Below are 23253 nucleotides of genomic sequence, written 5' to 3' on the forward strand. Positions count from 1 at the left end.
ACTACTCAGCCATCGTTCCTTTATCCGCGAATTACGCGAATCTTCGCTAATTTTTTCTTCTTATTCGCGCAATTCGCGTTATTCGCGGATAAATTTGTTTTTTCATCGGCGTAAATGTGGGTTGGCTGAGTAGTTACAAAAAAACTTGCCGGACTGGTTGGGCTATGCCCGCATTTGAATATCGCCTTGCATTTTTATCATCGGGGAGGAAATATGTCGAATCCGATTGATCAGTACATCGAACAACATTTGAACGACAACATCGCCGAGTTGTCGCGGCTATGCGCGCAACCGAGCGTGTCCGCGCAAGGCGTCGGCATCACAGAGTGCGCCGAACTCGTCGCGGAAATGTTGCGCGTGCGTGGATTCTCGACCCAGATTTATCCCACGCCCGGGCATCCCGTAGTCACTGCCGAGATCAAAGGCAAGCGCGACAAGACGCTCTTGTTTTACAATCACTATGACGTTCAACCGCCCGAACCGCTCGAACTCTGGGAATCGCCGGCGTTCACGCCGACCGTGCGCGAGGGAAAGTTGTTCGCGCGCGGTGTGAGCGACGACAAGGGGCACATCCAATCGCGCCTTGCCGCGCTCGATGCATTCAAAGCCGTGAACGGCGACTATCCGTGCAACATCAAGTTCGTCATCGAGGGCGAAGAAGAAATCAGCAGTGTCAATTTGCCCGCGTTCGTCGCCTCGCACACGCGCGAACTGCACGCCGACGCGTGCATCTGGGAATTCGGCGGCGTCAATTTCGAGGATCGCCCAATCATGTTCCTGGGTATGCGCGGCATCTGCTACGTCGAGTTGTCGGTGACGTGCCTGACCCAGGATGTCCATTCGGGCGTCGGCGGCTCGATCTTTCCGAACGCGGCGTGGCGGCTCGCGTGGGCGCTCGGCGCATTGAAGGATCGCAACGAACGCATCCTCATCCCAGGATTCTACGACGACGCCAAGCCGCCCAGCGCGCGCGATCTGGAATTGCTCGCGCGCTTGCCCGATGAAACCGGCGATTGGCGCACGCGGTACGGCGTCAGCATATTTTTGAAAGGTCTGCAACCCGGCGTCGAGTTGCGCCGCGAAGCCGTCTTCGTCCCAACCTGTACGATTTGCGGTCTGAATGCCGGTTATCAAGGCAAAGGATCGAAAACGGTGTTGCCCGCGCGTGCGAGCGCCAAAGTGGATTTTCGCCTCGTGCCCGATCAAGACCCGGAAGACATTGTTGCGAAACTACGCCGGCATCTCGACGCGCAGGGGTTCAACGACGTGCAGATCGAATTCATCGGCGGCGAAAAACCGGGACGCACCGATCCCGATCATCCGTTTATCAAACTCGTGACGGACGCGGCGCGCGAGGTATATCAGAAGGAAATGGAGATCGCGCCGATGATTGGCGGCAGCGGACCGTACCACGCATTCGCACATTACTTGAACGTGCCGATTGGCAGTTCGGGCGTCGGGCATCCTGGGTCGCAAGCGCATGCGCCGAATGAAAACATCCGGCTCGATTTGTTCGTCAAGGGCACGCAACACACCGCACGCATCGTTCAGAAATTCGCGGAGAATTTTTGACGCCCGACGACGACGGTGCTATACTTGGCGCGATGGCTCACGACGTTCTCGTTCTGAATCAAAACTTTGAGCCGCTGAATGTTTGCCCCACCAAACGCGCCGTCGTCCTCCTCATCAGCGGCAAAGCCGAAATCGTGTTGGATGGTCGCGGCTACATTCCGACCGCCACCGCCAAATTTCCGCGCCCCTCGGTCATTCGTCTCGCGGCGCAAGTGCACCGTCCGCGTCCGCACATCAAGTTAACCCGGCGCGCGATTTTTCGCCGCGATAATTTCACGTGCCAATACTGCGGCGTGCAATCGCATCACCTCACGGTTGATCACGTGATGCCGCGGCATCGCGGCGGCAAACACACATGGAACAATGTCGTCAGCGCGTGCCCGCCGTGCAATCGGCGCAAAGGCGGCAAACTCCTCACCGAAGTGCGGATGACCTTGCGCCATCCGCCGATTGAGCCGCCCAGCACGACGCGCGCGTTGTTCGGACACTACCTCGATGAGTATCACGATTGGGAACCATTCTTGGGCGATCAATGAAAAAACCAGGTTTCCCCGAAGGGGAGAAACCTGGTTTTTCTTTGGCAGGCGTTTCAATTTGGCTCGGCGACCGCCTCTGCGGCGACCACTTCCTCCGGCTCCATCGGCTCGATAATTTCCCACACGATTTGCGGATCGGTCTTGCGCCGCAAGCGAATCGGGTTGACCTCTTGCGTGTCAAACTCGTGCTCGATCATCGCGCGCGTGAACGGATCAACGAAGACGCCGCGATCCGTTTTCATCGCCATCCGTTCTGCGAGCGTGACGACTTCGCCGATGATCGCGAACTCGGCGAGACGCGCGGTGGCGATGTGCCCGGCGATCACATACCCGGTCGCGACGCCGATACCGATTTCGACTGGCGGCTCCAGGGTCCATTCTTTCACGAGCGCGCGCGCCGTGTGTTTGATCTCCATCGCCGCGCGCGCCGCGCGCAACGCGTGATCCGGTTGATCGAACACCAGATTCCACGCGGCGAGCGTCGTATCGCCGGCTTGTTTGGTCACAAAGCCCTCGTGTTGAAACACGGTCGCGACGATGTGCCCGACAAAACGATTCAACAATTCGATCAACTGCTCGGCTGGAAGCGTGTCGGTCAACAAACGCAAATCGCGCAAATCCACGTACATTACCGAGACGGTGCGGCGCGTGCCGCGCAACGGCAACGCGTTCGTGTCGAACACCGTCGTCACGCGATCTACCGATTCAGGCGGAACCGCGTGGCGAAACAGGTGGCTGATAAAATCGCGCCGGCGTTCGACGGAAAAATATCGGAAGAGCCGCGTCAAAATCAAGGTGAGCAACAAAGCCAGGAGCGGATAGAGCGGTCGGGTGAGAATGCGCTCGCCAAGTTTCTGGTAGGCGTAGCTCAAATACATCGCGGCGTACAGAATCGTCAACGCGGTCGCGGGAAACGCGGCGACGTGCGGCGCGGTCGCGCCGACCATGAGCGCGACCAAAAAGAGCATGACGATTTCGCTGAGGAGGTCTTGCGGAGCGAACCCCAAGTCTGCCGGGCTGAACAAGAACCGGGCAAGGCTCGCTTGCAGCGGTTCGAGGAAATTCGCCAACAGCACCGCCGACAATACCAAACCTACACCGAGCGCAATCGCACTGCCAACTTGGAGACGCACGTATGTTTGCCGATCGCGCGCCACGCGGCTAAAACACGCACGCGCGCGGTCGAAAAGGTTTATTCGACGATGGATGCCCACTGTTTGATTTGCTCGTAGCCGATCCGAATCAATCCTTCCAACTGACGCGCGGTAGACTCGTACTCCTCAAGCGTGCCGCCGTAGGGATCGCCAATATCGTACACGCGATCTTGCAATTCGCTCATCAAGTGAATTCTGGCGCGGTAGAGCGGAAACTCGGTGGCGAGCGCCTCGCGATGATTGCGCGTCATCACGATCACCACATCCGCTTCTTCCATCCCGCGGCGATCTATCATCGCGCCGCGATGCGCTTGCAAATCAATGCCGCGTTGCGCCATCGCGATGACCGCGTTGCCGGACGCCGGTTCGCCTTCGAGCGCCCAGGTGCCGGCGGAGCGCACCTCGAACAACTCGCTTTCGCCGGCGCGGCGCGCGTACTCGGCGAAGAGCGCCGCCGCCATCGGCGAGCGGCACACATTCCCCGTGCAAACAAAAACGACGACGCGCCTCATTCGGAATCCAACATCAGGTATTCGAGTTCGTGCATCCGGACGATTTGCTCGTCGTCCAATCTGCCTTCGGCTTCGAGTTCGAGCAGTTCAAGCATTTCTTCGTCGAGGCGTTCGAATTCGCCGGGGCTAAGACGCGGACGCCCTTCGCCGTAAAGTTCGTACCGTTCGAGGTACTCGATGTACTCGTCCGTGTACGGCGCCTTGGTTGGCGCTGGCTTGCGCGCGGGCGCAGATTTTTTGGCGCTCACTAATTGGCGCGCGACCGGTTTGCGGGGGTTGGTTTTTTTCGCGGGAGTTTTTGGTTTAGGCATTGTGAATCGCGTCTCCAAAATCTTTGCGCGTATTATACCACAGGTCTTAAAAAGTGGCTGCGGGATTTTTGTGCCGCCCAAAATCGCAAGGGCAGAAAGCGTGATGCCTTCTGCCCTTGCCGTTTTGCTATCCGAGTTCGGGTTCGATCAACCCGTAGGTGCCGTCGTTACGCCGATACAACACATTGAGCGTCGCGCGCTCGCGATTCTGGAAGATGAAAAACGTATGTCCCAGCAGTTCCATCTGTTCGATGGCTTCTTCCTCCGTCATCGGCGGCGTGTGGAAACGCTTGATGCGAACGACGCGCGGACTGGTCAGGTCGGCGTCCTCTGCCGGTTCGACCGGCGGCATTGCGCGGTCGGCTTGACCGCGTCCGCGATAGTGTTTGCCTTTGAAGCGTTCGATCTGCCGCTCGAGTTTTTCCGACACGGTATCCACCGCCGCATTGAAATCGGCGGAGCGTTCTTCGCCGCGCAAGAGAGTGCCGTTACTGCGGAGTGTGACCTGTACGACCTGGCTTTGCGCGAGGTTTTTGGTTTTCTCTAGCGCGAATTCCACATGCGCTTCGGTCAGACTCGGCAAGTATTTTTCCAACCTGCCGATTTTCTTCTCCGCGTAATCCTTGAGCCGTTCGGAGACTTGGATGTTTTTACCGCTGATAATCAACTTCACCGGGTCCTCCCTTCCGAGGCGTACGCCTCGGTATGTGATTTTGCGAAAACACGGACTGTCCCGCTGTGGACTGCGGTCTTCGCTCTAATGCTATCACCTCCTTTGCTTCTAGTCAAGGCGCGGTCTGGCGAGCGCCAGTCCCCACACCTTTTGCGCGCCGCGTTGTTTCAACGCGACGCTACACGCTTCCATCGTTGCGCCGGTCGTGCACACGTCGTCAATCAACACAATGTGCGCGCCCGTCACCCGGGCTTGCGCGAGAAACGCGTCCTGGACGTTCGCGCGGCGTTCTGCCGCGTTCGTCTGTTCAACCTGGGGCTGGGTCGCGCGCACGCGTTGGAGCGCGTCGCGCCAGACCGGGATTCGGCGGTGCGCGCCTAACGCGACCGCGAGGAGATGCGCTTGGTTGTAACCGCGTTCTTGTTCGCGCGCGGGATGCAACGGCACGCCGATCAACGCATCGGCGCGCCACGCGAGCGACGCGAGCCGCGCGCTCAACAACGCGCCAAAGGTTGGCGCGAGTTCGGTGCGTTGCGCGTACTTGAACGCGTGAATCGCTTCGCGCAAGTGATGCTCGAAAAACGCAACGGCGCGGATGCCGTCCATCTGAGGCGGATGTTGAAGACAAAAGGTGCAGCGAGGTTTAGTGAGCGGTCTGCCGCACAAGTTACACACGGGCGCGGGAATCCATTCAATCGTCGCGCGGCAAGCCGCGCAAAACCAATCGCCGGGTTGTTGGCAGGCAACACACCGCGGAGGAAAGAGGAGATCAACCAGCGCGCGTTGCGTTCCTCGCGCCGCGCGTGTGATCTGCGCCAGCATAGCCCTCTCCCATCAAACGATCTGAATTTCGATCGCGTCCCCCACCGTTGTGTCAGTGCGCGCCAGCGTGCCCGCGGGCAGTTCGAGCACATCGCGCGCGCGCCACACAAAGGGACTAAAACGCAACGGCGGCATCTCGGCGATCAAATAGACTACCGTACCCGCGCGATCCAGAAACAATACATCAATCGCAAACTGCATGCCCATCGTGTGAATTGCATTGTCGCGACACAAGAGCAAACCATCGCCCGGCGCGAGCGTGCGGCGACCCAGCAACCCGCGTAAACGCGTGAGCGGATTATCCGCGATGTTGCCGCGCTCGACCAGTGCGACCTGACGCGTGCGATTGAACGCACGCAAGCGTCTAACGTCCTCCACCAAAGGCATTGCCACCCATGAACAACAAAACGGCGGGACCCAACAAGACGATGAAGATAGACGGAAAGATCAAGAACGCGAGCGGGAACATCATTTTGACTGGCGCTTGCGCCGCCAGTTCTTCCGCGCGCTGACGCCGGCGAATCCGCATCTGTTCCGATTGAATGCGGAGCACCTTCGCCATGCTCACGCCGAGTTGATCGGCTTGCAACACTGCCGCGATAAAGTTGCTGAGGTCTTGCACGTCCGCGCGATTCGCCATATCGCGCAACGCCTCGCGCCGCAGTTTGCCCAAGCGAATTTCCGCGATCACGCGACCGAACGCGCGGCTCAACTCGTTTTCCGATTTCTCCGTGACTTTGGACATCGCCGCGTCGAAACCCAGACCGGCTTCCACGCTCACCGTGAGCAAATCGAGCGCATCGGGCAAGGCGCGTTCGATGTCGTGCTTGCGTTTCCCGATGCGAAAGGTCAGCCAGTACATCGGCAAGTAAAATCCCACGACCGCGCCGGCTAAAAGCATCAATGCTTTTTGCTCGACGCCCGCGTTCATCAAGAACGAGAGCGCGGTGAGAAACGTCGCCGTGAGAACGGACGCCAGACCGCGCACTCCCAGAAAATCGGCGGTGGACCAATTATTCGGATTGCCCGCCAAGTCGAGGCGGTGGCGCAAATCCGCCATATTTTTTTGCGGGGCGAAACGACTGACGAACGCCGCCATACCGCGAATCAACGGCATCGCCACGCGTTCGCTAAACGGCATCGAGAGTTCCATCTCTTGCAACGTGCGCGGGCGCGAACCGAACGCCTCGAGACGTTCTTGCTCCAGCGAGGGTTTGCTCGGCAAACTCAAACCGATGAAAATGATGAGGACGCTTAGACCCAGCATCACCGAAAAGAACAGTGCCATACGCTCTGCTCCTAGACTTCGATCTTGACGATTTGCTGAATGATGAAATAACCCAAGCCGATGGTGATGACGCCGAATCCCAGCATCATCCATCCGCACGGGTCTTCCCACATCCGCTTGAAATAGTTTTGGTTGAAGATGAACATGAACGCCGCGAGCGCGAACGGCAAGAGCGAAATTACCGTGCCCGACAAGCGCTGGCTCGCGGTCAACGCGCGAATTTGTCCTTTGATGCGCACGCGCTCGCGCACCGTGTGCGCGATCGTGTCCAAAATTTCGGCGAGGTTGCCGCCTACTTCGTGCTGAATATTGATCGCGGTGATGATGAGATCGAGGTCTTCGCTGTTGATGCGCTGGAGCATGTGCCCCAATGCCTCTTCCATGTTCAAGCCCAAACTAACTTCGCGAATCACGCGCGAAAATTCCACCGAGACGGGCGGGGGCAATTCGCGCGAGACAGCTTCCATCGCTTGTTGCAGACTATATCCGGAGCGCAACGAGTTGGCGACCAGGATCAACATATCGTTGAGTTGATTGTTGAACGAATTAAGCCGTTGCGCTTGCAAACGCCGCACCCAAAAGCGCGGCGCGTAAAAACCCAGGATGCCGCCGAGCAAACCGAACACGGGGTTCGAGTGTCCCAATGCAAACGCAACCAGAAAACCGACCGCCACGGCGGCGAGCGTCAGCGCCATGAATTCGGCGGGGGTCAACTTGAGATCGGCGCGTTGCAAGTCCATCGCCAACTGTTGCGACATGCCACCCGACATCATCCGGTTCAACCCGCGCGCCATCTGCGATTCGCCGTCGGTTTGCGCGAATTGCTCCGGCACCGCCGCGACGCGCCCGCCGTACTGCTCCAAACGACTTCCGATCACCGCGCGCTGGCTATCAATGATGCGTTGTAATCCGAAAAAGAACAGGAACACCGCGACAAATGCCAGCCCGGCGAACAATACTGGATTGTTCATCGTCGCTCCTTATTGGAAGAACCGAGCATCCACGCCGAAAATCTGCGGCGGCAAGAAAATGTTTTTGATTTCAAGTTTCTCCATGAACTTGGGACGAATGCCGGTCGGCTTGAGTCCACCCAGAATCTTGCCGTCCTTGATGCCCTGATGTTCGAACTTGAAAATTTCGGACGTGACGATCACATCACCTTCCAACCCTTGCACTTCGGACACGTTGGTCACGCGGCGCGTACCATCGCGCATACGTTCGATCTGCACGACCACATCGAGCGCGCCGGCGATTTGTTCGCGAATCGCGCGCAAGGGCAAATCCATCCCTGCCATCAACACCATCGTTTCGAGACGGTGCAACGCGTCGCGCGGGGTGTTGGCGTGAACGGTCGTCATCGAACCTTCGTGACCGGTGTTCATCGCTTGCAACATATCCAACGCTTCGCCGCCGCGGCACTCACCGACGATGATGCGGTCGGGGCGCATACGCAGCGCGTTGATGACGAGGTCGCGCATCGAAACTTCGCCGCGCCCTTCGATGTTCGGCGGGCGCGATTCGAGCGTGATGACGTGTTCCTGGCGCAACTGCAATTCGGCGGCGTTCTCGATAGTGAGGATGCGCTCGTCCGACGGAATGAAACTCGAATAGAGATTCAACTGCGTCGTCTTGCCGGAACCGGTGCCGCCCGATACGATCAGGTTCAAGCGTCCTTCGACGCACGCTTTCATAAACTGGATGAACTCAGTCGTGAACGTATTGCGCTTGACCAGATCGTCCACCGTGAACGGTTTGCGCGCGAATTTACGAATGGTAATCGTGGGACCGACGAGCGCCAGCGGCGGAATGATGATGTTGACGCGCGAGCCGTCGAGCAAGCGCGCGTCCACGTACGGCGAACCCTCGTCCACGCGGCGACCGAGCGGCGACACGATGCGGTCAATGATCCGCATCACGTGCGCGTCGCTTTCGAACTGTGCGGACACGCGTTCGATCTTGCCGTGCCGCTCGACGTAGATTTTGCGCGGACCGTTCACCATCACTTCGTCCACCGTCGCGTCCTGCAATAATTTTTCGATGGGACCCAGACCCAGGACTTCGGAAACGATCTCTTCAAACAGCCGCATCCGGTCCGAACGTGCGAGCACCACTTCTTCTTGCGCGAGGAACGCGTTGAACATCTCTTCGATGGTGCGGCGCACCTGGTCTTGCTTCGAGAGATCGAGTTTGGGATCCAGGTCGGCGACGATTTTTTGTTGCACGCGCGCTTTCAGATCGGCGTACTGATCTTGCGGCGGCGCGGGCGCTTGCCGGCGTCGCGTTTCTTCCGGCGAAGACGCCGGCGCAGACGGTGTTTTGATTTCTTGCGGCGGCGGCGGGGTCACGCCGCCGATACGTTTGAGCAAAGACATAACCGCTCTCTTTCTAGGGAATCACGCACAGGCGAATTACTTGCGCGAGAAGAAACCGCGCTTGGGCGGCGCAGGCGCTGGCGCGGGCGACGACACCGCAGGGGGTGCGACCGCGACTTTATCCGGCGCGGTCTTTTGAAGGATACTGCGCGTGATCGCAAGAATCGCCTGCGCGATGGGCACGTTCTTTTGTGACGTGACGAACGGCAAACCGCGATTCGCGGCGAGCAAGGTCGTGCGCTCGTCCTTTGGCACCATCGCGCCGACCGGATGTTTGATGCTCGCCTCGATGTCTTTGGCGCTGATGCCGCTGCGACCGTCTTCCTTGTTGAGCACGAAAAAAATCTTGTCGGCGCGATAGCCCAGTTGTTCGGTCAATTCGAAAAAAAGTTTCGCATTTTTGATCGAAGGAATATCCGTCATCGCGACGAGGATGATGAGGTCCGCCGAATCGAGAAAGCAAATCGTCGCTTCTTGAAACGACTTCCACAAATCCACGACGGTGTACGCGTACGACTTGGTCAGAATGTCGAGGATTTGTTTGAGATGATCAACTTTGATCAAGCCCGCCAGTTCGGGTCGCGCCGGCGCGAGCAAAATTTTTACGCCGCTACTGTGCGCGGGCATCAAGCCGTCGAGCAATTCTTCGTCAATATCCGTGTTCTCGCCGGTCACTTCGGAGATAGTGCGACTGCTGGGCAGGTTCAACAACACGCCAATGTCGCCGAACTCGAAACTGCCGTCAATCAACGCGACGCGTGCGCGTGTTTCTTCGCGCAACGCGACGGCAAGGTTGACCGCGAGCGTGCTCGAACCGCTACCGCCTTTGGTGCCGAGGACGGCGATCACTTTGCCCGCACGGGGCGGCGGGGCGGGCGGCGCGGCAGGGGTCGCGGCGGCGCTTGGTTGGACTGGCATCGCGCGGCGCGTCGCGGCGGAGAATTGATAGACCCGGTGAATGCTGTTGATCAGCTCGTCGCCGGAAAAGGGTTTGATGAGAAATTCGCGCGCGCCGGCGAGCATCGAGCGGCGCAAGTAATCGCTTTCGCCCTGCACCGACATCATCACGACTTGCGCGACGGGCACCTGGCGTGAAATCGCCTCACTCGCCGCAATGCCGTCCATCTCCGGCATGTTAATGTCCATGAGGACGATATCGGGTTGAAGTTTGAGCGCGAGTTCGACGCCCTCGCGGCCATTCGCGCCCATCCCGACAATTTCAACATCCTGCTCAAAGTAGAGCAGTTTTTTGACATTCTCACGTGTTTCGGGAATGTCATCCACGATCAGCACGCGGATTTTTGTGCTGCTAGAAGGACCAGACATCCGTTGCCTTTATCGAAGGGAATGCGCGCCGCGTTACCGATTGCTTGCCGGAGCGAGGTTGAAATTGAAACGCCGATTGAGGTACTGTAGCGTAACCGATTCGGTCTTGAACTCGACCTCTTTGTCTTTGAGGGCGGGGCGCAACACGAGTTCGATGATGCCTTGCTCACGCGCGCTCTTGAGCGCAAGCGCGTCTTGGCGCGAGAGTAAAAAGGTCAAGAGCGGACCCGCCGGTTGATTCTTGTCTTTTACTTGCCACGCGCCGACTTGGAGAATCTGAACGTTTTGAAGCATCAGTTGCGTTGCGGGCAAACCTTCCGTGCCGGTCGTCGTCGCCGCCGCGGTACGCGCGGGCGGTATGCTACCGGGATTCAAGGTGAGCAAAACATCAATGACATCGCCAACTTGCAACGCGCCGGCAACGCCGCTGAGATCGGTCATCGGAAAAGCGACCGCCACTTTGCCTTCCGGCACCAAGAACGACGCGTCGGAACGATTCTTCTCCGCATCCGTCTTGTCCACGATCATCGGTTCGAGGATCAATTGTCCCGGATAGATCGGCACGAGCGCGAGTTTACCGAGCACCTTGTCCAAGGTTTCGAACGTGCCGGATTGCGGCAATGAGGATTCGGGCCACTCTTTCAATACGATGGCTTCGGGGGGAATTTCACTGCGTTGCGCAATGTTTTGTTGCGCCACGACCACCATTTTCGTCGCGGGTTTTTCCGTGGTGGCGACTGAACTGTTCATCACCACAAACGTTCCACCTGCGGTGATCATGCCGAGTACCAAGCCGAGCAATACGAGAATTCTTCCACCGCCTCGCATAATGTCTCCTTCCGACAGTTTAGTAACGCGGGTACTCTACCCACAAATGATTGTACTCTTAAACCGATTTATTGACAAGAGGGAAATCTTGGGGATTGCCTCATTCCAAAAAGCACTCAAACTACTTGACACTGACCTGGTTTTATCATACACTTGGTTCAATGTTCGGTACGCGATCTCACTGGCTTACAACGCGCGTCATCCTGGCGGAGATGATTATGAACAACTCGAAACGGCTCGTGACTGCTTATGCGGCTATTTTGTTAGTTCTGTCTGTTACCGTGCTTGCCTTCACCGATACTCCTCGGCAACCGACCGGCTTGAATGCCGTCAAGCCAATGTTGCAGGGGACCTCAACCCCGACGAATACGCCGCGCAGTCTACCGCCGACGGCGACGACAACGAACACTTCTCCGCCGAATTTGACAGCGACTTTTGTCTTTACCCAATCCCAGACATCCGCGGCTCAAACTGCAGCGGCGCAAACCGCGACCTCTGCCGCTCAAACTGCCGCCGCTCAAACTTCGACCTCTGCTGCCGCGCGTCTTACCCAGACCGCCCAAGCCAGAGGAACCGGCACTGCATTAGCGGTGGCGCAAACTGCGGTCGCGGCAACCCAGACTGCGCTTGCCCAACCCACTGCAACTTCAACCACCGCCGCTACGGCGGAACCGACCCAGGTTCCCGCGACCATCACACCCTTGTTGTCCGGCGCAACCGCCGTGCCCACTTCACTCTTCGCGGCAACAGCAACCTCAACGCCAATCCCCTCGTCGGCGCTGCCGACCACCGGCGGTGATTCACCTATCTTTTGGTTGATTGCCGGACTCGTCGCCATCGCGCTAGCATTTGGTTCGCGCTATTTGCGCCAATCCACGACTTGATTTCGCATCACTGATTTGGAACGGCGGGTACGCCGTACGGCGTACCCGCTTTTTTATTCGACATGGCAAATGATGCCTTGGTCAGGATCCAGGTCTCTCGAAGAAACCTGGATTCTTATCTGTTGCCGCATCTATCACGGTGACTTGAAGATGCTTGGCAAAAGTACCGGATTGAGCCAACCCAGGAACCCTTGCCATTTTTGTCCACTGGTTAGTGGTCCGGCAATGTTGTTTGCTTCCGTCAATTCAGCGACGTAACCATAGGTCGGGCTACAGCCATTCGGCGGACTATCGCACGTATCTACTTGCGCAAAGTATCTGTGACTACCTTGCGGCAGATAACATTGGATCTGCAAATTGGTTGTCTCGCCCGCGCCCAGCGCATACACCCAGCCAAAGTTTAGTCCGCCCCCTTGCGCCGGACAACTTCCTACATCTCCCGGAATCGTCGGCGTGATGGTTGGGTCCACGTAGATGTCCACCCAGACAAAATAGTTGGTCGTGCCCGTATAATCTCTCGACGCGCGAATGACTCCGCTCGGCAATTTGCGTACCGCACCACGCACACCGGATTGTTGCCCCACGCGCGCGGTCGTGGATAGTTTTAGCGTTGCCGGCGCGCGATTGAAACCGGTCGAGCCCCAGTTTGACACCGAAATATTCACGGTGTACGAAATTGGAGTTGGGTTTCCCAAATCCGCCGGCGCTTCCAAGCCGGAAAGAATCAAATCAGGCAGACGAGCGGGTGTAATCGGCGGCGGGACAGGCACTGTGACGATAACGGTGGTTGGTGTAGGTGGCGGCGGCGGTGGACGATAATCAAGTTGCATATCGCGCAAGAGCGGTGTTGTGCTTGACACGGTTGTGGTATACAGCAACTGATATTGCAAATACCGATTCTGAATATTGGGCAAAACGAGTGTGTTCAGCCCGGTAATCGAATTGGTTGCCGACAACCATGAAGACGGGAAACTAGTAGGATTGTTGCTAGTGCGATAACGCATGGTCAAGGTATGTGCGCCGGTAACCCACGCCGTCCACTTGAGCGAGGTCAAGGTATTGCTGATCGCGCCGGTATCAAACATGTTGGTATAGGTGCCATTGGGTGCGTAGGCAAAGGCAGTCCCCGAAGTCGAGCCGCGATAAATTGTAGAAGCGAGATTGCCATTCTTATCAAAGCCGCCAATGACGTAAACATATCCGCCTACGTTGACGGTAGTACCGTGATACGCGCGCGGTTCGAGGAGCGGCTGAGTAACGATCCAGTACAACCCAGTGCCTGTCCAATCATGCAACGAACCTTCCCCTGGCGAGAAATTAATAAGTGCACTTTGCACTTTACTGACATAATCGTTCGCCGCGACACTTTGTGCGCCGCCAACTACGTGAATATTGCCATTGTACTGAATAGCTCCGTGTCCGCTAAACGCATCAATCAACGTGCCCGTAATCCATGCAGAAGGATTCGGCAGAGAACCATCAGAGTTGAAAGGGGTGTAGTTAACGATGCTTGTGACATCTGAGGAAGAAGTAAACCCGCCCAATATGTAGAGATACCCATTGCCGGTAGGACTATTCCAAATCACAGCATTGTGCCGAGATAAACCATTCGGCATCGTATAGGTGGTGTAACTTCCCAATGCGCCGGAAGAGCTAGTTATCGGGTAACGATAGATCGTATCATAGAATACACCCGAACTATCGCCGCCTATAATATAGAGATAACCATTTCGCACAATCGCGACTGGGTACCGAAGTCCCGTAGGCATGGTCGCGGAAATCCACGCCCCACCAGCTAAGGCACCATTAGTGTCAATCGTCTTGAATAGAATCGTATCAAAGCCACTGCCCGGCACGCTATTGTTAAATCCACCGACCACATAAAGCACACCACCGGTCGCGGTTTGGGAAATAACCGCGGCGATGCCGGCACGTTCATCCGGCAAGCTACCCGCTAGAGACCACCCGGCGATGATTGTACCCGAGATATTTGTCGTCGCAGATAAAACATCCGAATTAAACGTAGTGAAAGAATCATCAGTGCCACCGATCGCATAGATGATATTGTTGTACGATACAGCAGCAAGTCGGGCGCGCCCGGTGGGAAGTCCAATCCCCTCAGATCGCCAGTTGTCGGTAAAACCAACCGGCAACAATTGTACTTCGCCATCACTTCCTACGACATTGTGAAGACCAGTCGCGTAAAAGGTACCTCTGACGAAATCGTCTGTCGTAGAATGGACAAGCGAATTGTCAGCACGTAGAATCTGCGCCTCCATTCCGATTACAACCAACATAGCAACTAAGAGAAACATGCCGGCACAAAAAAGCCAACGGCACACATCACCGGTGAATCGCCGATGTTTTGTTGTAGACTGGAAATAAGGATTCATACCTGGTTCCTCACAGGCATTGGGGGAATACCATACGCGGAAAAATCACAGCATAGCCGTCCTCGCACTCTGCTTTTGATATCAAGGTGAACTCGTTCTGTCCACCTCAAACGAAGCCGAAGAGGGCTATGCTGTGAAAATGTTCAGCGGTCAGTCTGCATTCATGTAGGATACGGTAGAGTGAGCATCAACGTCTCATCGCGATACGCCACGTACCGTTCTCCAGATCCAACGGAAATCTGTGAAACGGTTATACTGACCCTCTTCACATCCGGGGCGGCTTGCCCTCCCGTAACCGGGAGAGCCAGTGCCACTTTAATTTGCGGAAGGACCGGCGCATTGTAACCAATCCTCGGCGTTGGCGACGGTGTTCTGGTCGGTGTGATCGTCGGCGTCTTGGTCGGCGTGTTTGTCCTCGTCGGCGTCGGCGATGGACCCGGTGTGATGGTCGGTGTCTTCGTCGCTGTCGGCGTGAACGTCTTGGTCGGTTGCGGCGTGTTTGTCCTCGTCGGCGTCGGCGATGGACCTGGTGTGATGGTCGGTGTGTTCGTCTTCGTCGGCGTCGCCGTCTTCGTCAGAGTTGCCGTCGGCGTCTTCGATGGCGTCGGCGATGGACCAAACGTTGGCGTCTTGGTCGCCGTTGGCTGCGTCGTCCAAGTCGGCGTCGGCGCAAGCGTTGGCGCGGGCGGCAAAGGCGTTGCAGTCGGTCGCACTACATCACAACCTGAAGGATCATCCGTTCGCAAGTACAGATTCTTTTCGAACGTACCTGCCGTGTCTGGAACGTCGAGTTTTGGTAGAGCGGTCAAATCTGGACCACCCGTACCTTCGGTAAAGACGTGATAGTTCAAGCCAGCCATTGTCACGCTCATCGTTTGGAACTCGTACGTGCCGGGCGGCACGTTGTCAAACTGAAAGTACCCGACCGAGGTTGTGGTGGTTGACCATTGTTGCCCGGTAGTCAAATTGCGCACACGCACGGTCGCGTTCGGAGCGAACACTTCTTTCGCAGTGAAATTGCATTCGCCCCCAATGGTCTGCATACGTGTCGCGATCTGGGAATAGATATTCGACATTGTCGCGGCGTCACCCACCTGGAAAAAGTGCGTATTGCTCGGCTCGGATGCTATCGCTTGAAGCGAGACAGGGTTAAAATCGGTGCCGATCGCGATCGTAAAGATGATGATGTCCGGCCTGCCATCACCGTTGTTGTCCGCTTTGGCTTTATTCGCCTGATTAATCGCATCTTGCACGGCTTCAGCGTTGCACAAATTGTCGCTGTAGGAATAACCGTCAAACCCCGTCCATTCACCATTGTTCTTAACATTGGCAATACCATCGGAAGCAATGATGAGGACCGGGACATGCGTGGCATTGTGATACGTTGGATCCAGGACGGCTTGACGTGCGAGCATCAATCCGTGCCCCAAAGGAGTGCCTGGGTACATTTGGAGACCATTGATCCGCGAGTTTACAGTCGCCGTCATCCAGGTCAGATCGAGTTCTTTTTGCCCCCAATACTTTATGCTGACCTGCTTATTCTTATCCGTTTGGCACTTGTTTTGGTTTGCATTGTAGGTGTACCAGTTGTAGAGGTTCGAGCCCTCACCCTGCTTTGGAAACGACGTCAGACCAATACGGTCACCCAGTGTGGGCGAGATCATGTTGTTAAAGAGGATGAGCGAATTCTTGGCAGTCGTGATTTTCAATTGCGGCGGATTGCCAAAGCTTTGGTCCATACTGTTCGACACATCCAGAACGTGCATCACGTCCACTGGAACGTGTACGGTATCTGTGTAAGGCGAAGCCGGACTAAGCTGGTTGAGTTTGACAACACCCACGATGGAACGCGAAGTCGGCGTCGAGGTTACAGGCGGGCGTTCTTTGCCCGTGCATACGCCGAAATCAGGACAGCCGCCATCTCCCTGCGGTGATTCCCAACGTTCGAAGATTCCTTCGATGTACGAATCACTAGCATCCTTGATATCGCATCCGGAAGTTTGATCATTCTTGCTGACACAGACTTCCGTGATCTTTAGCCGAGCAAACCCGATGATATGATATTCGAGATTCGCTCCCCCGCCGCGTGTGGAATCATAAACTGGGACGGTAACGGATCTGCCAATCGCCGCTATCCATTCGTCCTTCACACCAGAAGCCATCTTCGCGCCGGGTGTTCCAGGAACCCAATCTCCATACCCCCATCGTCCACTATCCGCCGTACCATTCAGGTACGCAGACATATTGCTCTCAAGCTCGGGCGTATTCACGCCCTCACCCCGCCAGTGCAGATACTCAAAATGGCCGCGCCCTTCCATCTCTTTTTCCCAAATCTGCACTTCCCTGCCAAACTCAAGGTCACTTACACCATCTCCATTCGTGTCAAACGTGGTATTCTTCATCGCGACGGGCCAAAGACCGGATGATATACTGCAGATACCGCAAGTAATGTACGATTTGGCGGCAGAACCGACCTGCATCTCTCGCCAACCGATTACACCAGCAAAGAACGTGTCAAATCTTTTATCGGCAACCACTTGGATGCCAACGACCGATTCACCAGTCGTTGGTATTTGCAGCTGACCATTGTTACCGTATTCAACTTTATCGTACTTGCTAAATGGAGCAGGCGTAAGGGTACCTTGTGGTCCCCGAAGCAAATAATAGGGCTTGACCACATCGGTGGGACGCGCACTACCAGCCGCCAAGTTGATTCCATTTCGCCTTGCATAATCCAGGATCCGTTGATTGATGACCGACGTGTAGACCACCGGTGTACGATTTTCCAACGTGGGACGCGCCAACACTTCAGCGCCGGCAAATGCCGCCGCGTCCACTGCGTTTTGCACTTGGCGTCGTTGGTTATAAGCGTTTCCACCATCTACCACCAATGCCACAAACGCAATCACGCCGACCAATGCCAGCGCGAGAAAAATGCCCGATTGCCCTCGTTCGTTACGCATCCAGTCTTTCATAGGATTCCTCCATATCGCGGAACCGCGTATTGCATCATTCTTCTACTCTCATCACAGATGTTGATTCGACCCAAATGGGTCCTAGAAATGTGAAACCCGGTCCGTTCAAAAAACTTACATTCAAGGTAGGAACCGGTGTGTGGTATCGAACTGTCACATTCAGTAAGGTTCCCGGAATGCGACCGGTGGCTGGTTCAATGACGATGCACATATCGTAGCTATCTAAACAACTGGTTCTATTGTTTACCGCTTGGCTACGCGACAAACAATTCGCGCTGGACATCAAGATTGGGTTGGACGTGCAGATCGTTGTTTGGACTTCAGCATTCGTGGCATACGAATTTCCGGCGAGAAAGCGTACACCCTCGCGCGCAGCCGACGATGCGCCTACAAACGAAAAAAACACCACCGCCATCCCCAAAAAGCCGACGACAACGATGATGAAGATAGGTAGCATCAACGCAAACTCGACCATCGCTTGGCCGGTTGATTTCATCAACTTAGGGTCCATATCTGACCAGCATCCCCAATGAATATCTAAGATCATAAAAGTTGGGTAGCCCCATGCGACCAAAGAATGGCATTGACATTCCGGATGAAAAAGTACTGAGTTTATAGCTAAGCGTGACCGTAATATTGCTGTAACCTGGTACTGTAGTTGAGATCGGTCGAGCAATCGTCAACAAATTAGTATCCAACGAAGCGGCGACCACATCCGCACTCAGCCGTTCCGCAAATTTCTTGCACTCATGAGTCATGGAGCCATAACCACTGGTACCGACTGGGGGAATCGGATCAGGGCAAGTCGTAGTTACGATCGGATTCAGAGACGCATAAATGGTACCATCGCGCGCGGTGTTCACTATCGCAAGGTAGGCATAGAACACCTGCCCCATTTCGAAGATCGCCAAAATCAAAAACATCATGAACGGAGTCACAATTGCCATCTCGACAGCGTTCTGACCCTGTTCATGTGATTTCCAGTGGGCTAGATTTCGTTTGAACCACTGAACAAACAATTTCACATTGTACTTTCTTGAAAAAGAGGGGGTTAAAGGAACGCTCCTTTACCCCCCTTCTCGATGTTCTATAAATAGAAACTTGCAAACGAATGGATACTGGCGTGGACCCTATCAAGGATAGGGCCCGTTGCGCAAGGCGCACTGGCGGATTACGTTGATGTGAGACCGCTGGTAATGCGGCTGAACACGTTGCCAATCTGGGGACCGAGCAAAAGCAGGATCGCGATCACGACCACGGCAACCAAAACCAAGATCAACGCGTACTCTACCAAACCTTGACCTTCTTCACGTGGCAGATACATTCTTTTCACCTCCCTTCCTAATAAGGAAATTTCGGATTTGTCTGTTTGTCCACTCTGCAGTGATTATACAGGCATACCCCCAATAATGCAATAGGAGTACAGTACCGGAAACTCGCATAGATTATCGCAACAAATACGTTATCAAAGCCAGATTCACCACTGCGCGCCCAGAGAAAAACTGGCATTGTCGAATTACGTCGCCGGCAATTCGATCCGCACACGTGTGCCTCGCCCAGTGCCGCTTTGAATTTGCAGTTTACCACCCAGCATTTGCACCCGCTTTTCCAACGTCGCCAGCCCTGAACTGCCGCGCTGCCGCGCGGACACCAACGCGTTCTCCACGTCGAATCCGCTGCCATCGTCTTCGACCGTCAACACAACTGGGTCGTTCTGCAGATCAAGCGTGACATTGACGCGCGAGGCGTGCGCGTGACGCGCCGTATTGTTCAGCAATTCCTGGGTCGCGCGGAACAAGGTCACTTCGACGTACGAGGAAAGCGTGTACTCGCCAATCGTCTGCAAATGCGTCGGCAGATGCGTCTTGGTTTCGAAGGTTTGCGTAAAGCGTTTGAGCGTCGGCGTCAGACCCAGGTCGTCGAGCATCATTGGACGCAAATCAAAAATGAATTCGCGAATGCGCTGGAACGTGGTGTTCGCGGTGTTCTTAAGATTGTCCAGTTCGGTGCGCGCCCGGGACAGGTCGCTGTCGAACAGACGCTCGACGATCTCGGCTTGCAGGATCAGATTCGTCAACGATTGCGCGGGTCCATCGTGCATCTGGCGCGCCAGGCGTTGGCGTTCTTCTTCTTGCGCCTCGATAATCTGGATAATAGACTGTTGACCTACACCGTGATCGCCCTCGCCCTGGATGAGAACGGACGCCGACGCTTCGGTCGCTTGCTCTGCCAACAAACTGACGCGTTCCAATTGCGCGCGGAAACGTTGAATGTTGCGTTGCTTGACTTGATACAGCTCCAACTGATTCCGCATCATGAACAGCCGCATCTGCGCGTCCGTTGCGCCGGCATACGTGTTCTTGATTTCCTCGCGCGTGTACGCGTCCAGGTTCGCCTCGAGTTGACGCAAGCGGCTGGCAAACTCGACCTGCCGCTGCTGCAGTCGCTCGACTTCGCCGGTGGTTTGTTTGACCAACACGTCAATCTCGCGCGCCTCGGAATCGAGTTGCTGGCGTTCTTTTTGCGCTTGATCGGCAAGTTCGTGCAAATCAGGAATCGAAGGCGTGGGCACGACTCTATCTCCTAACGCGCGTCCTGCAAGCGAATCCAACCCCGGCGCAACGCGTACACGGCGGCTTGCGTCCGGTCGTTGACGGCGAGTTTCCGCAGAATCGAAGTCATGTGGTTCTTGACGGTCTGGCGACTGATCCCCAGTTGTTGCGCGATTTCCTTGTTGCTCTGCCCACGCGTGATACATTTCAAAATTTCCATCTCGCGCGCGGAGAGCGGTTGAAAGGTAAATTCCGATCCTTCCGTGCCGGCGACCGCCATCTGATCGAACTGATTCAACAACCACGCGGCGACCTGGGGCTTGGCGAGCACCGCGTCGTTGACGACGTAGCTACCCGAACTGACCGCGTGAATCGCGCGCACCAACTCGACCGGGTTGACGTCCTTGGGAAAGTACGCCGATGCGCCGTTGCGTAACGCGTGGAGCATTTGCTCGTCGTCGTGATACGCGGTGAGAATGATCACCGCCATTTCGTTAGAGGATGCGGTCAACTCGCGCGTGGCTTGCAAACCATTGAGACTGGGCAAGTTGACGTCCATCAAAATGACTTGCGGTTTGAGTTTGCGCGCCTTTTCCACCGCTTGCAAACCGTCCGCGGCTTCGGCTTCGATCGCGAGGTCCGGTTCCATTTCCAGCACGCGCCGCAAACCCGCGCGAAAGAGTGGATGATCATCCACAATCATCACGCGAATTTTTGGAGCGGGTTTGGGCGTCACAGGTTTGTTCTTCCCAGTCGTTTGGGGTTTGGCTGTTTTGATCTTTCTGGGTGTCTTGGTCGTTTGGGTGGGCTTAGTTTTGAGCGCCGCCTTTGGCATATTCACCTCGTCGTCCGGACCGGACTCGTAGTGGGGCGACTAGCATCACACGCACGCCGCGCCCAGGTTTTGAGAACACGTGCAACGTTCCCCCAATAGATTCCGCGCGATCGCGCATCGCGGCAAGCCCCAAACGTCGGCGGGGCAGCACCCCGCGCGTAGGATCGAACCCCGCACCGTTATCGCTGATCGTGATCTGCAAATGATCGCGCGCTAAGGTGAACACCAGTTCTGCCCGCGAGGCGCGCGAATGTTGGCGAACATTTTCCAGGGCTTCTTGGATGATCCGAAACAACGCCGTTTCGACCGTCGAAGGCAAACGCTCAACGAGGACGCGCCAACCGCGCAGAGTCACCTGAATGCCAGTGCGTCGCGCAAATTCATCGGTATATTTTTTCACACTGGGACTGAGCCCCAATTCGTCGAGTAGCGGGGGTTGGAGTTCGGCTATCAGCTCGCGCAAATCGCCCAAGCCCTGATGCAACTCGCGCACAAGATCGGTCATGCCCTGGCGTGCTGATTCGGGGTGAACATCCATCAATTTCAAACAATTCTCAATCTCCAACACCGCGTTCGCAAGTAGATGCGCAGTACCGCCTTGCAACGAACGCGCCAGACGATAGCGTTCTTCTTCCATCGTTTGCGCCGCAATAGCTTTGCCGCGATTTTCGGGAGACGTCATCAGAAACAAGTATAGCATCAAATCCCCTGGGGCGCAAGAACATATCCCGTCCGAAACACGGTTTTTCAAAAGTCATTTGCAGACCCATCCCCCAACCCCCTTCCCTTATAGGGAAGGGGGTTGGGGGTTAGGTTGGCAAATGAGTCAAGCGACTTTTGAAAAGCCGTGCCGTCCGAAACCAAGACCCGAAGGGTTCGGCAAATCCTTCGGGTCCGAGTCGCTATTTCCGCGCGTCAAAATCGGCGATAAATTTCTCCGCTTCGAGTTCTGCCATACAGCCGTACCCTGCGCTGACGACCGCTTGGCGAAATACATGGTCGTGCGATTCGCCTGCCGCGAACACGCCGGGGACATTCGTGCGCAAGCGCGCGTCCACGCGCAAATACCCTTCCTCGTCCATGTCCAACTGCCCTTTGAAGAGAGCCGTATTCGGAATGTGCCCGACGTAGACAAACACGCCTTGCGCCGGCAATTCACTCATCGCGCGCGTCTGCGTATTCTCGAGCACGAGCGTCTCGACCTTGCCGTTGCCCTTGACTTGCTTGACAACCGAGTTCCACACGAAATTGATTTTCGGATTTTCGCGCGCGCGGTCTTGCAAAATCGGTTGCGCGCGCAGCGCCGCGCGGCGATGAATAATGTGGACTTTGCTCGCGAACTTGGTCAGGAACAGACCTTCTTGCAACGCGCTGTCGCCGCCGCCGACAACGGCGATTTCCTTGTTGCGAAAGAAAAATCCGTCACACGTCGCGCAGTACGATACGCCGCGCCCGGTCAACTCGCGTTCGCCTGGCACGTTCAAGCGGCGCGGCGACGCGCCGGTCGCGATGATCAACGACTTGGCTTCGTACGTCATTTCGTTTTGCGTTTTCAACTGAAGCGGATGTGTCCTCAAATTTACTTCCGTGACCACATCAATTTCGATGCGCGCGCCAAACTTTTCCGCCTGCTTTTGCATCAACTGCACCAGCTCCGGTCCGGTGATGCCATCGGGAAAGCCCGGATAATTTTCCACTTCGTTCGTCAATGCGATCTGTCCGCCGATCTCTTGTCCCGTCAACACCAACGGTTTCAAATTCCCGCGCGCCGCGTAGATCGCCGCGCTCAACCCGGCGGGTCCAGAGCCAATGATAATTAGATTCTCCATCGTCGTGTCCAACTCCGAGTAAAGTATACCAGTAAACCGGTAGGCAAATAGATAGACACCCAAGAGCAACCAAACTGCCTACTTGGCTCCCTGTCTACTTGTTTCCTTCGTTCCCTGTTGTCTTTTTTCCTTGAAACACGCGTCCACCCACCACTTGGGCGCGCGCGTTACAAGGTTGCCTTGCGCATCGTACAAGGGCTTGGCGCGCTCATCGCCCGGCGCGCCGGCGTTGCATTTCGCCGACTTGCCCACATGGCACGTCAGCGTGCGCGCGCCAACGCGATGGCACACGCGGCAGACATAAACGGTTCGTCCCATTGTCGCCATGGTTACCCCTGAATTTTCGATTTTAGATTTTCGATTGCCGATTGAAGATCGAAAATCCAAAATC

At 56.0% G+C, this 23253-nt stretch carries 24 protein-coding genes; 3 read left to right on the forward strand and 21 right to left on the reverse strand.

The window, feature by feature from the left end:
• Nucleotides 1–213 precede the first annotated feature (213 nt).
• Complete coding sequence (locus tag HY868_25965) at nt 214–1572, forward strand: M20/M25/M40 family metallo-hydrolase (protein MBI5305602.1); 1359 nt, start codon at nt 214–216, stop codon at nt 1570–1572.
• A gap of 32 nt (nt 1573–1604) precedes the next feature.
• Nucleotides 1605–2108, forward strand: coding sequence for an HNH endonuclease (locus tag HY868_25970; protein MBI5305603.1), 504 nt, complete (start codon nt 1605–1607; stop codon nt 2106–2108).
• Nucleotides 2109–2161: 53 nt separating this feature from the next.
• Here HY868_25970 and HY868_25975 read toward each other — a convergent pair whose 3' ends face one another.
• From HY868_25975 to cpaB, 11 genes are all read right to left on the reverse strand, one after another.
• On the reverse strand, nt 2162–3241 hold the full coding sequence (locus HY868_25975) for an adenylate/guanylate cyclase domain-containing protein (GenBank protein MBI5305604.1): 1080 nt from the start codon (nt 3239–3241) through the stop codon (nt 2162–2164).
• 59 nt (nt 3242–3300) lie between these two features.
• A complete protein-coding gene (locus HY868_25980; protein ID MBI5305605.1) occupies nt 3301–3774 on the reverse strand; it encodes a low molecular weight protein arginine phosphatase in 474 nt (157 codons plus the stop codon).
• The gene (locus HY868_25985) at nt 3771–4085 is read right to left on the reverse strand and encodes a hypothetical protein (GenBank protein MBI5305606.1); all 315 of its coding nucleotides are present in this window, start codon (nt 4083–4085) and stop codon (nt 3771–3773) included. Before HY868_25985 ends, HY868_25980 begins: the two co-directional genes overlap by 4 nt.
• Nucleotides 4086–4212: 127 nt before the next feature.
• A complete protein-coding gene (gene raiA, locus HY868_25990; protein MBI5305607.1) occupies nt 4213–4758 on the reverse strand; it encodes a ribosome-associated translation inhibitor RaiA in 546 nt (181 codons plus the stop codon).
• 108 nt (nt 4759–4866) lie between these two features.
• On the reverse strand, nt 4867–5580 hold the full coding sequence (locus HY868_25995; GenBank protein MBI5305608.1) for a ComF family protein: 714 nt from the start codon (nt 5578–5580) through the stop codon (nt 4867–4869).
• 12 nt (nt 5581–5592) lie between these two features.
• Nucleotides 5593–5958: a DUF192 domain-containing protein gene (locus tag HY868_26000; protein MBI5305609.1), complete on the reverse strand. Its 366-nt coding sequence runs from the start codon at nt 5956–5958 to the stop codon at nt 5593–5595.
• Nucleotides 5945–6868 carry a type II secretion system F family protein gene (locus HY868_26005; protein MBI5305610.1) on the reverse strand — a complete coding sequence of 308 codons (924 nt, stop codon included), beginning with the start codon at nt 6866–6868 and terminating at the stop codon, nt 5945–5947. The genes HY868_26000 and HY868_26005 overlap by 14 nt, the downstream gene beginning before the upstream one ends.
• Before the next feature lie 11 nt (nt 6869–6879).
• Complete coding sequence (locus HY868_26010; GenBank protein ID MBI5305611.1) at nt 6880–7839, reverse strand: type II secretion system F family protein; 960 nt, start codon at nt 7837–7839, stop codon at nt 6880–6882.
• 9 nt (nt 7840–7848) lie between these two features.
• Nucleotides 7849–9240: a CpaF family protein gene (locus HY868_26015; protein ID MBI5305612.1), complete on the reverse strand. Its 1392-nt coding sequence runs from the start codon at nt 9238–9240 to the stop codon at nt 7849–7851.
• Between the two features lie 36 nt (nt 9241–9276).
• Entirely contained in the window at nt 9277–10566 is a 1290-nt protein-coding gene (locus HY868_26020; GenBank protein MBI5305613.1) for a response regulator, read from the reverse strand.
• Nucleotides 10567–10599: 33 nt separating this feature from the next.
• A complete protein-coding gene (gene cpaB / locus HY868_26025; GenBank protein ID MBI5305614.1) occupies nt 10600–11394 on the reverse strand; it encodes a Flp pilus assembly protein CpaB in 795 nt (264 codons plus the stop codon).
• A gap of 218 nt (nt 11395–11612) precedes the next feature.
• On the opposite strand from cpaB, the gene HY868_26030 reads away from it, so the two are divergent.
• Nucleotides 11613–12278, forward strand: a complete 666-nt coding sequence (locus HY868_26030) for an LPXTG cell wall anchor domain-containing protein (GenBank protein ID MBI5305615.1) — start codon at nt 11613–11615, stop codon at nt 12276–12278.
• A gap of 134 nt (nt 12279–12412) precedes the next feature.
• Here HY868_26030 and HY868_26035 read toward each other — a convergent pair whose 3' ends face one another.
• From HY868_26035 to HY868_26080, 10 genes are all read right to left on the reverse strand, one after another.
• The gene (locus HY868_26035; protein MBI5305616.1) at nt 12413–14671 is read right to left on the reverse strand and encodes a hypothetical protein; all 2259 of its coding nucleotides are present in this window, start codon (nt 14669–14671) and stop codon (nt 12413–12415) included.
• A gap of 161 nt (nt 14672–14832) precedes the next feature.
• A complete protein-coding gene (locus tag HY868_26040) occupies nt 14833–17646 on the reverse strand; it encodes a VWA domain-containing protein (GenBank protein ID MBI5305617.1) in 2814 nt (937 codons plus the stop codon).
• 34 nt (nt 17647–17680) lie between these two features.
• On the reverse strand, nt 17681–18142 hold the full coding sequence (locus HY868_26045; protein ID MBI5305618.1) for a pilus assembly protein: 462 nt from the start codon (nt 18140–18142) through the stop codon (nt 17681–17683).
• Between the two features lie 4 nt (nt 18143–18146).
• On the reverse strand, nt 18147–18671 hold the full coding sequence (locus HY868_26050; GenBank protein MBI5305619.1) for a pilus assembly protein: 525 nt from the start codon (nt 18669–18671) through the stop codon (nt 18147–18149).
• 146 nt (nt 18672–18817) lie between these two features.
• Nucleotides 18818–18970, reverse strand: coding sequence for a Flp family type IVb pilin (locus HY868_26055; GenBank protein ID MBI5305620.1), 153 nt, complete (start codon nt 18968–18970; stop codon nt 18818–18820).
• 192 nt (nt 18971–19162) lie between these two features.
• Nucleotides 19163–20218, reverse strand: a complete 1056-nt coding sequence (locus tag HY868_26060; protein ID MBI5305621.1) for a sensor histidine kinase — start codon at nt 20216–20218, stop codon at nt 19163–19165.
• Between the two features lie 11 nt (nt 20219–20229).
• On the reverse strand, nt 20230–20901 hold the full coding sequence (locus tag HY868_26065) for a response regulator transcription factor (GenBank protein ID MBI5305622.1): 672 nt from the start codon (nt 20899–20901) through the stop codon (nt 20230–20232).
• A gap of 106 nt (nt 20902–21007) precedes the next feature.
• Complete coding sequence (locus HY868_26070; GenBank protein ID MBI5305623.1) at nt 21008–21733, reverse strand: sensor histidine kinase; 726 nt, start codon at nt 21731–21733, stop codon at nt 21008–21010.
• A 202-nt stretch (nt 21734–21935) separates the two neighbouring features.
• Nucleotides 21936–22862 carry a thioredoxin-disulfide reductase gene (gene trxB, locus HY868_26075; protein MBI5305624.1) on the reverse strand — a complete coding sequence of 309 codons (927 nt, stop codon included), beginning with the start codon at nt 22860–22862 and terminating at the stop codon, nt 21936–21938.
• A 78-nt stretch (nt 22863–22940) separates the two neighbouring features.
• The gene (locus tag HY868_26080; protein MBI5305625.1) at nt 22941–23180 is read right to left on the reverse strand and encodes a hypothetical protein; all 240 of its coding nucleotides are present in this window, start codon (nt 23178–23180) and stop codon (nt 22941–22943) included.
• Nucleotides 23181–23253: the final 73 nt, after the last annotated feature.

The organism is Chloroflexota bacterium, assembly GCA_016219275.1.
Lineage (GTDB): Bacteria > Chloroflexota > Anaerolineae > UBA4142 > UBA4142 > JACRBM01.

Excerpts from the sequence above, each read along its gene's own strand:
- HY868_26015 (MBI5305612.1), bottom strand. The coding sequence starts at position 9,240 with ATGTCTTTGCTCAAACGTATCGGCGGCGTGACCCCGCCGCCGCCGCAA.
- HY868_26080 (MBI5305625.1), bottom strand. The coding sequence starts at position 23,180 with ATGGGACGAACCGTTTATGTCTGCCGCGTGTGCCATCGCGTTGGCGCG.
- cpaB (MBI5305614.1), bottom strand. The coding sequence starts at position 11,394 with ATGCGAGGCGGTGGAAGAATTCTCGTATTGCTCGGCTTGGTACTCGGC.
- HY868_26055 (MBI5305620.1), bottom strand. The coding sequence starts at position 18,970 with ATGTATCTGCCACGTGAAGAAGGTCAAGGTTTGGTAGAGTACGCGTTG.
- HY868_25985 (MBI5305606.1), bottom strand. The coding sequence starts at position 4,085 with ATGCCTAAACCAAAAACTCCCGCGAAAAAAACCAACCCCCGCAAACCG.
- HY868_26045 (MBI5305618.1), bottom strand. The coding sequence starts at position 18,142 with ATGAAATCAACCGGCCAAGCGATGGTCGAGTTTGCGTTGATGCTACCT.
- HY868_26010 (MBI5305611.1), bottom strand. The coding sequence starts at position 7,839 with ATGAACAATCCAGTATTGTTCGCCGGGCTGGCATTTGTCGCGGTGTTC.
- HY868_25980 (MBI5305605.1), bottom strand. The coding sequence starts at position 3,774 with ATGAGGCGCGTCGTCGTTTTTGTTTGCACGGGGAATGTGTGCCGCTCG.
- trxB (MBI5305624.1), bottom strand. The coding sequence starts at position 22,862 with ATGGAGAATCTAATTATCATTGGCTCTGGACCCGCCGGGTTGAGCGCG.
- HY868_26035 (MBI5305616.1), bottom strand. The coding sequence starts at position 14,671 with ATGAATCCTTATTTCCAGTCTACAACAAAACATCGGCGATTCACCGGT.
- HY868_26005 (MBI5305610.1), bottom strand. The coding sequence starts at position 6,868 with ATGGCACTGTTCTTTTCGGTGATGCTGGGTCTAAGCGTCCTCATCATT.
- HY868_26070 (MBI5305623.1), bottom strand. The coding sequence starts at position 21,733 with ATGCTATACTTGTTTCTGATGACGTCTCCCGAAAATCGCGGCAAAGCT.
- HY868_26040 (MBI5305617.1), bottom strand. The coding sequence starts at position 17,646 with ATGAAAGACTGGATGCGTAACGAACGAGGGCAATCGGGCATTTTTCTC.
- HY868_25965 (MBI5305602.1), top strand. The coding sequence starts at position 214 with ATGTCGAATCCGATTGATCAGTACATCGAACAACATTTGAACGACAAC.
- HY868_25995 (MBI5305608.1), bottom strand. The coding sequence starts at position 5,580 with ATGCTGGCGCAGATCACACGCGCGGCGCGAGGAACGCAACGCGCGCTG.
- HY868_26065 (MBI5305622.1), bottom strand. The coding sequence starts at position 20,901 with ATGATTGTGGATGATCATCCACTCTTTCGCGCGGGTTTGCGGCGCGTG.
- HY868_26030 (MBI5305615.1), top strand. The coding sequence starts at position 11,613 with ATGAACAACTCGAAACGGCTCGTGACTGCTTATGCGGCTATTTTGTTA.
- HY868_26020 (MBI5305613.1), bottom strand. The coding sequence starts at position 10,566 with ATGTCTGGTCCTTCTAGCAGCACAAAAATCCGCGTGCTGATCGTGGAT.
- HY868_25970 (MBI5305603.1), top strand. The coding sequence starts at position 1,605 with ATGGCTCACGACGTTCTCGTTCTGAATCAAAACTTTGAGCCGCTGAAT.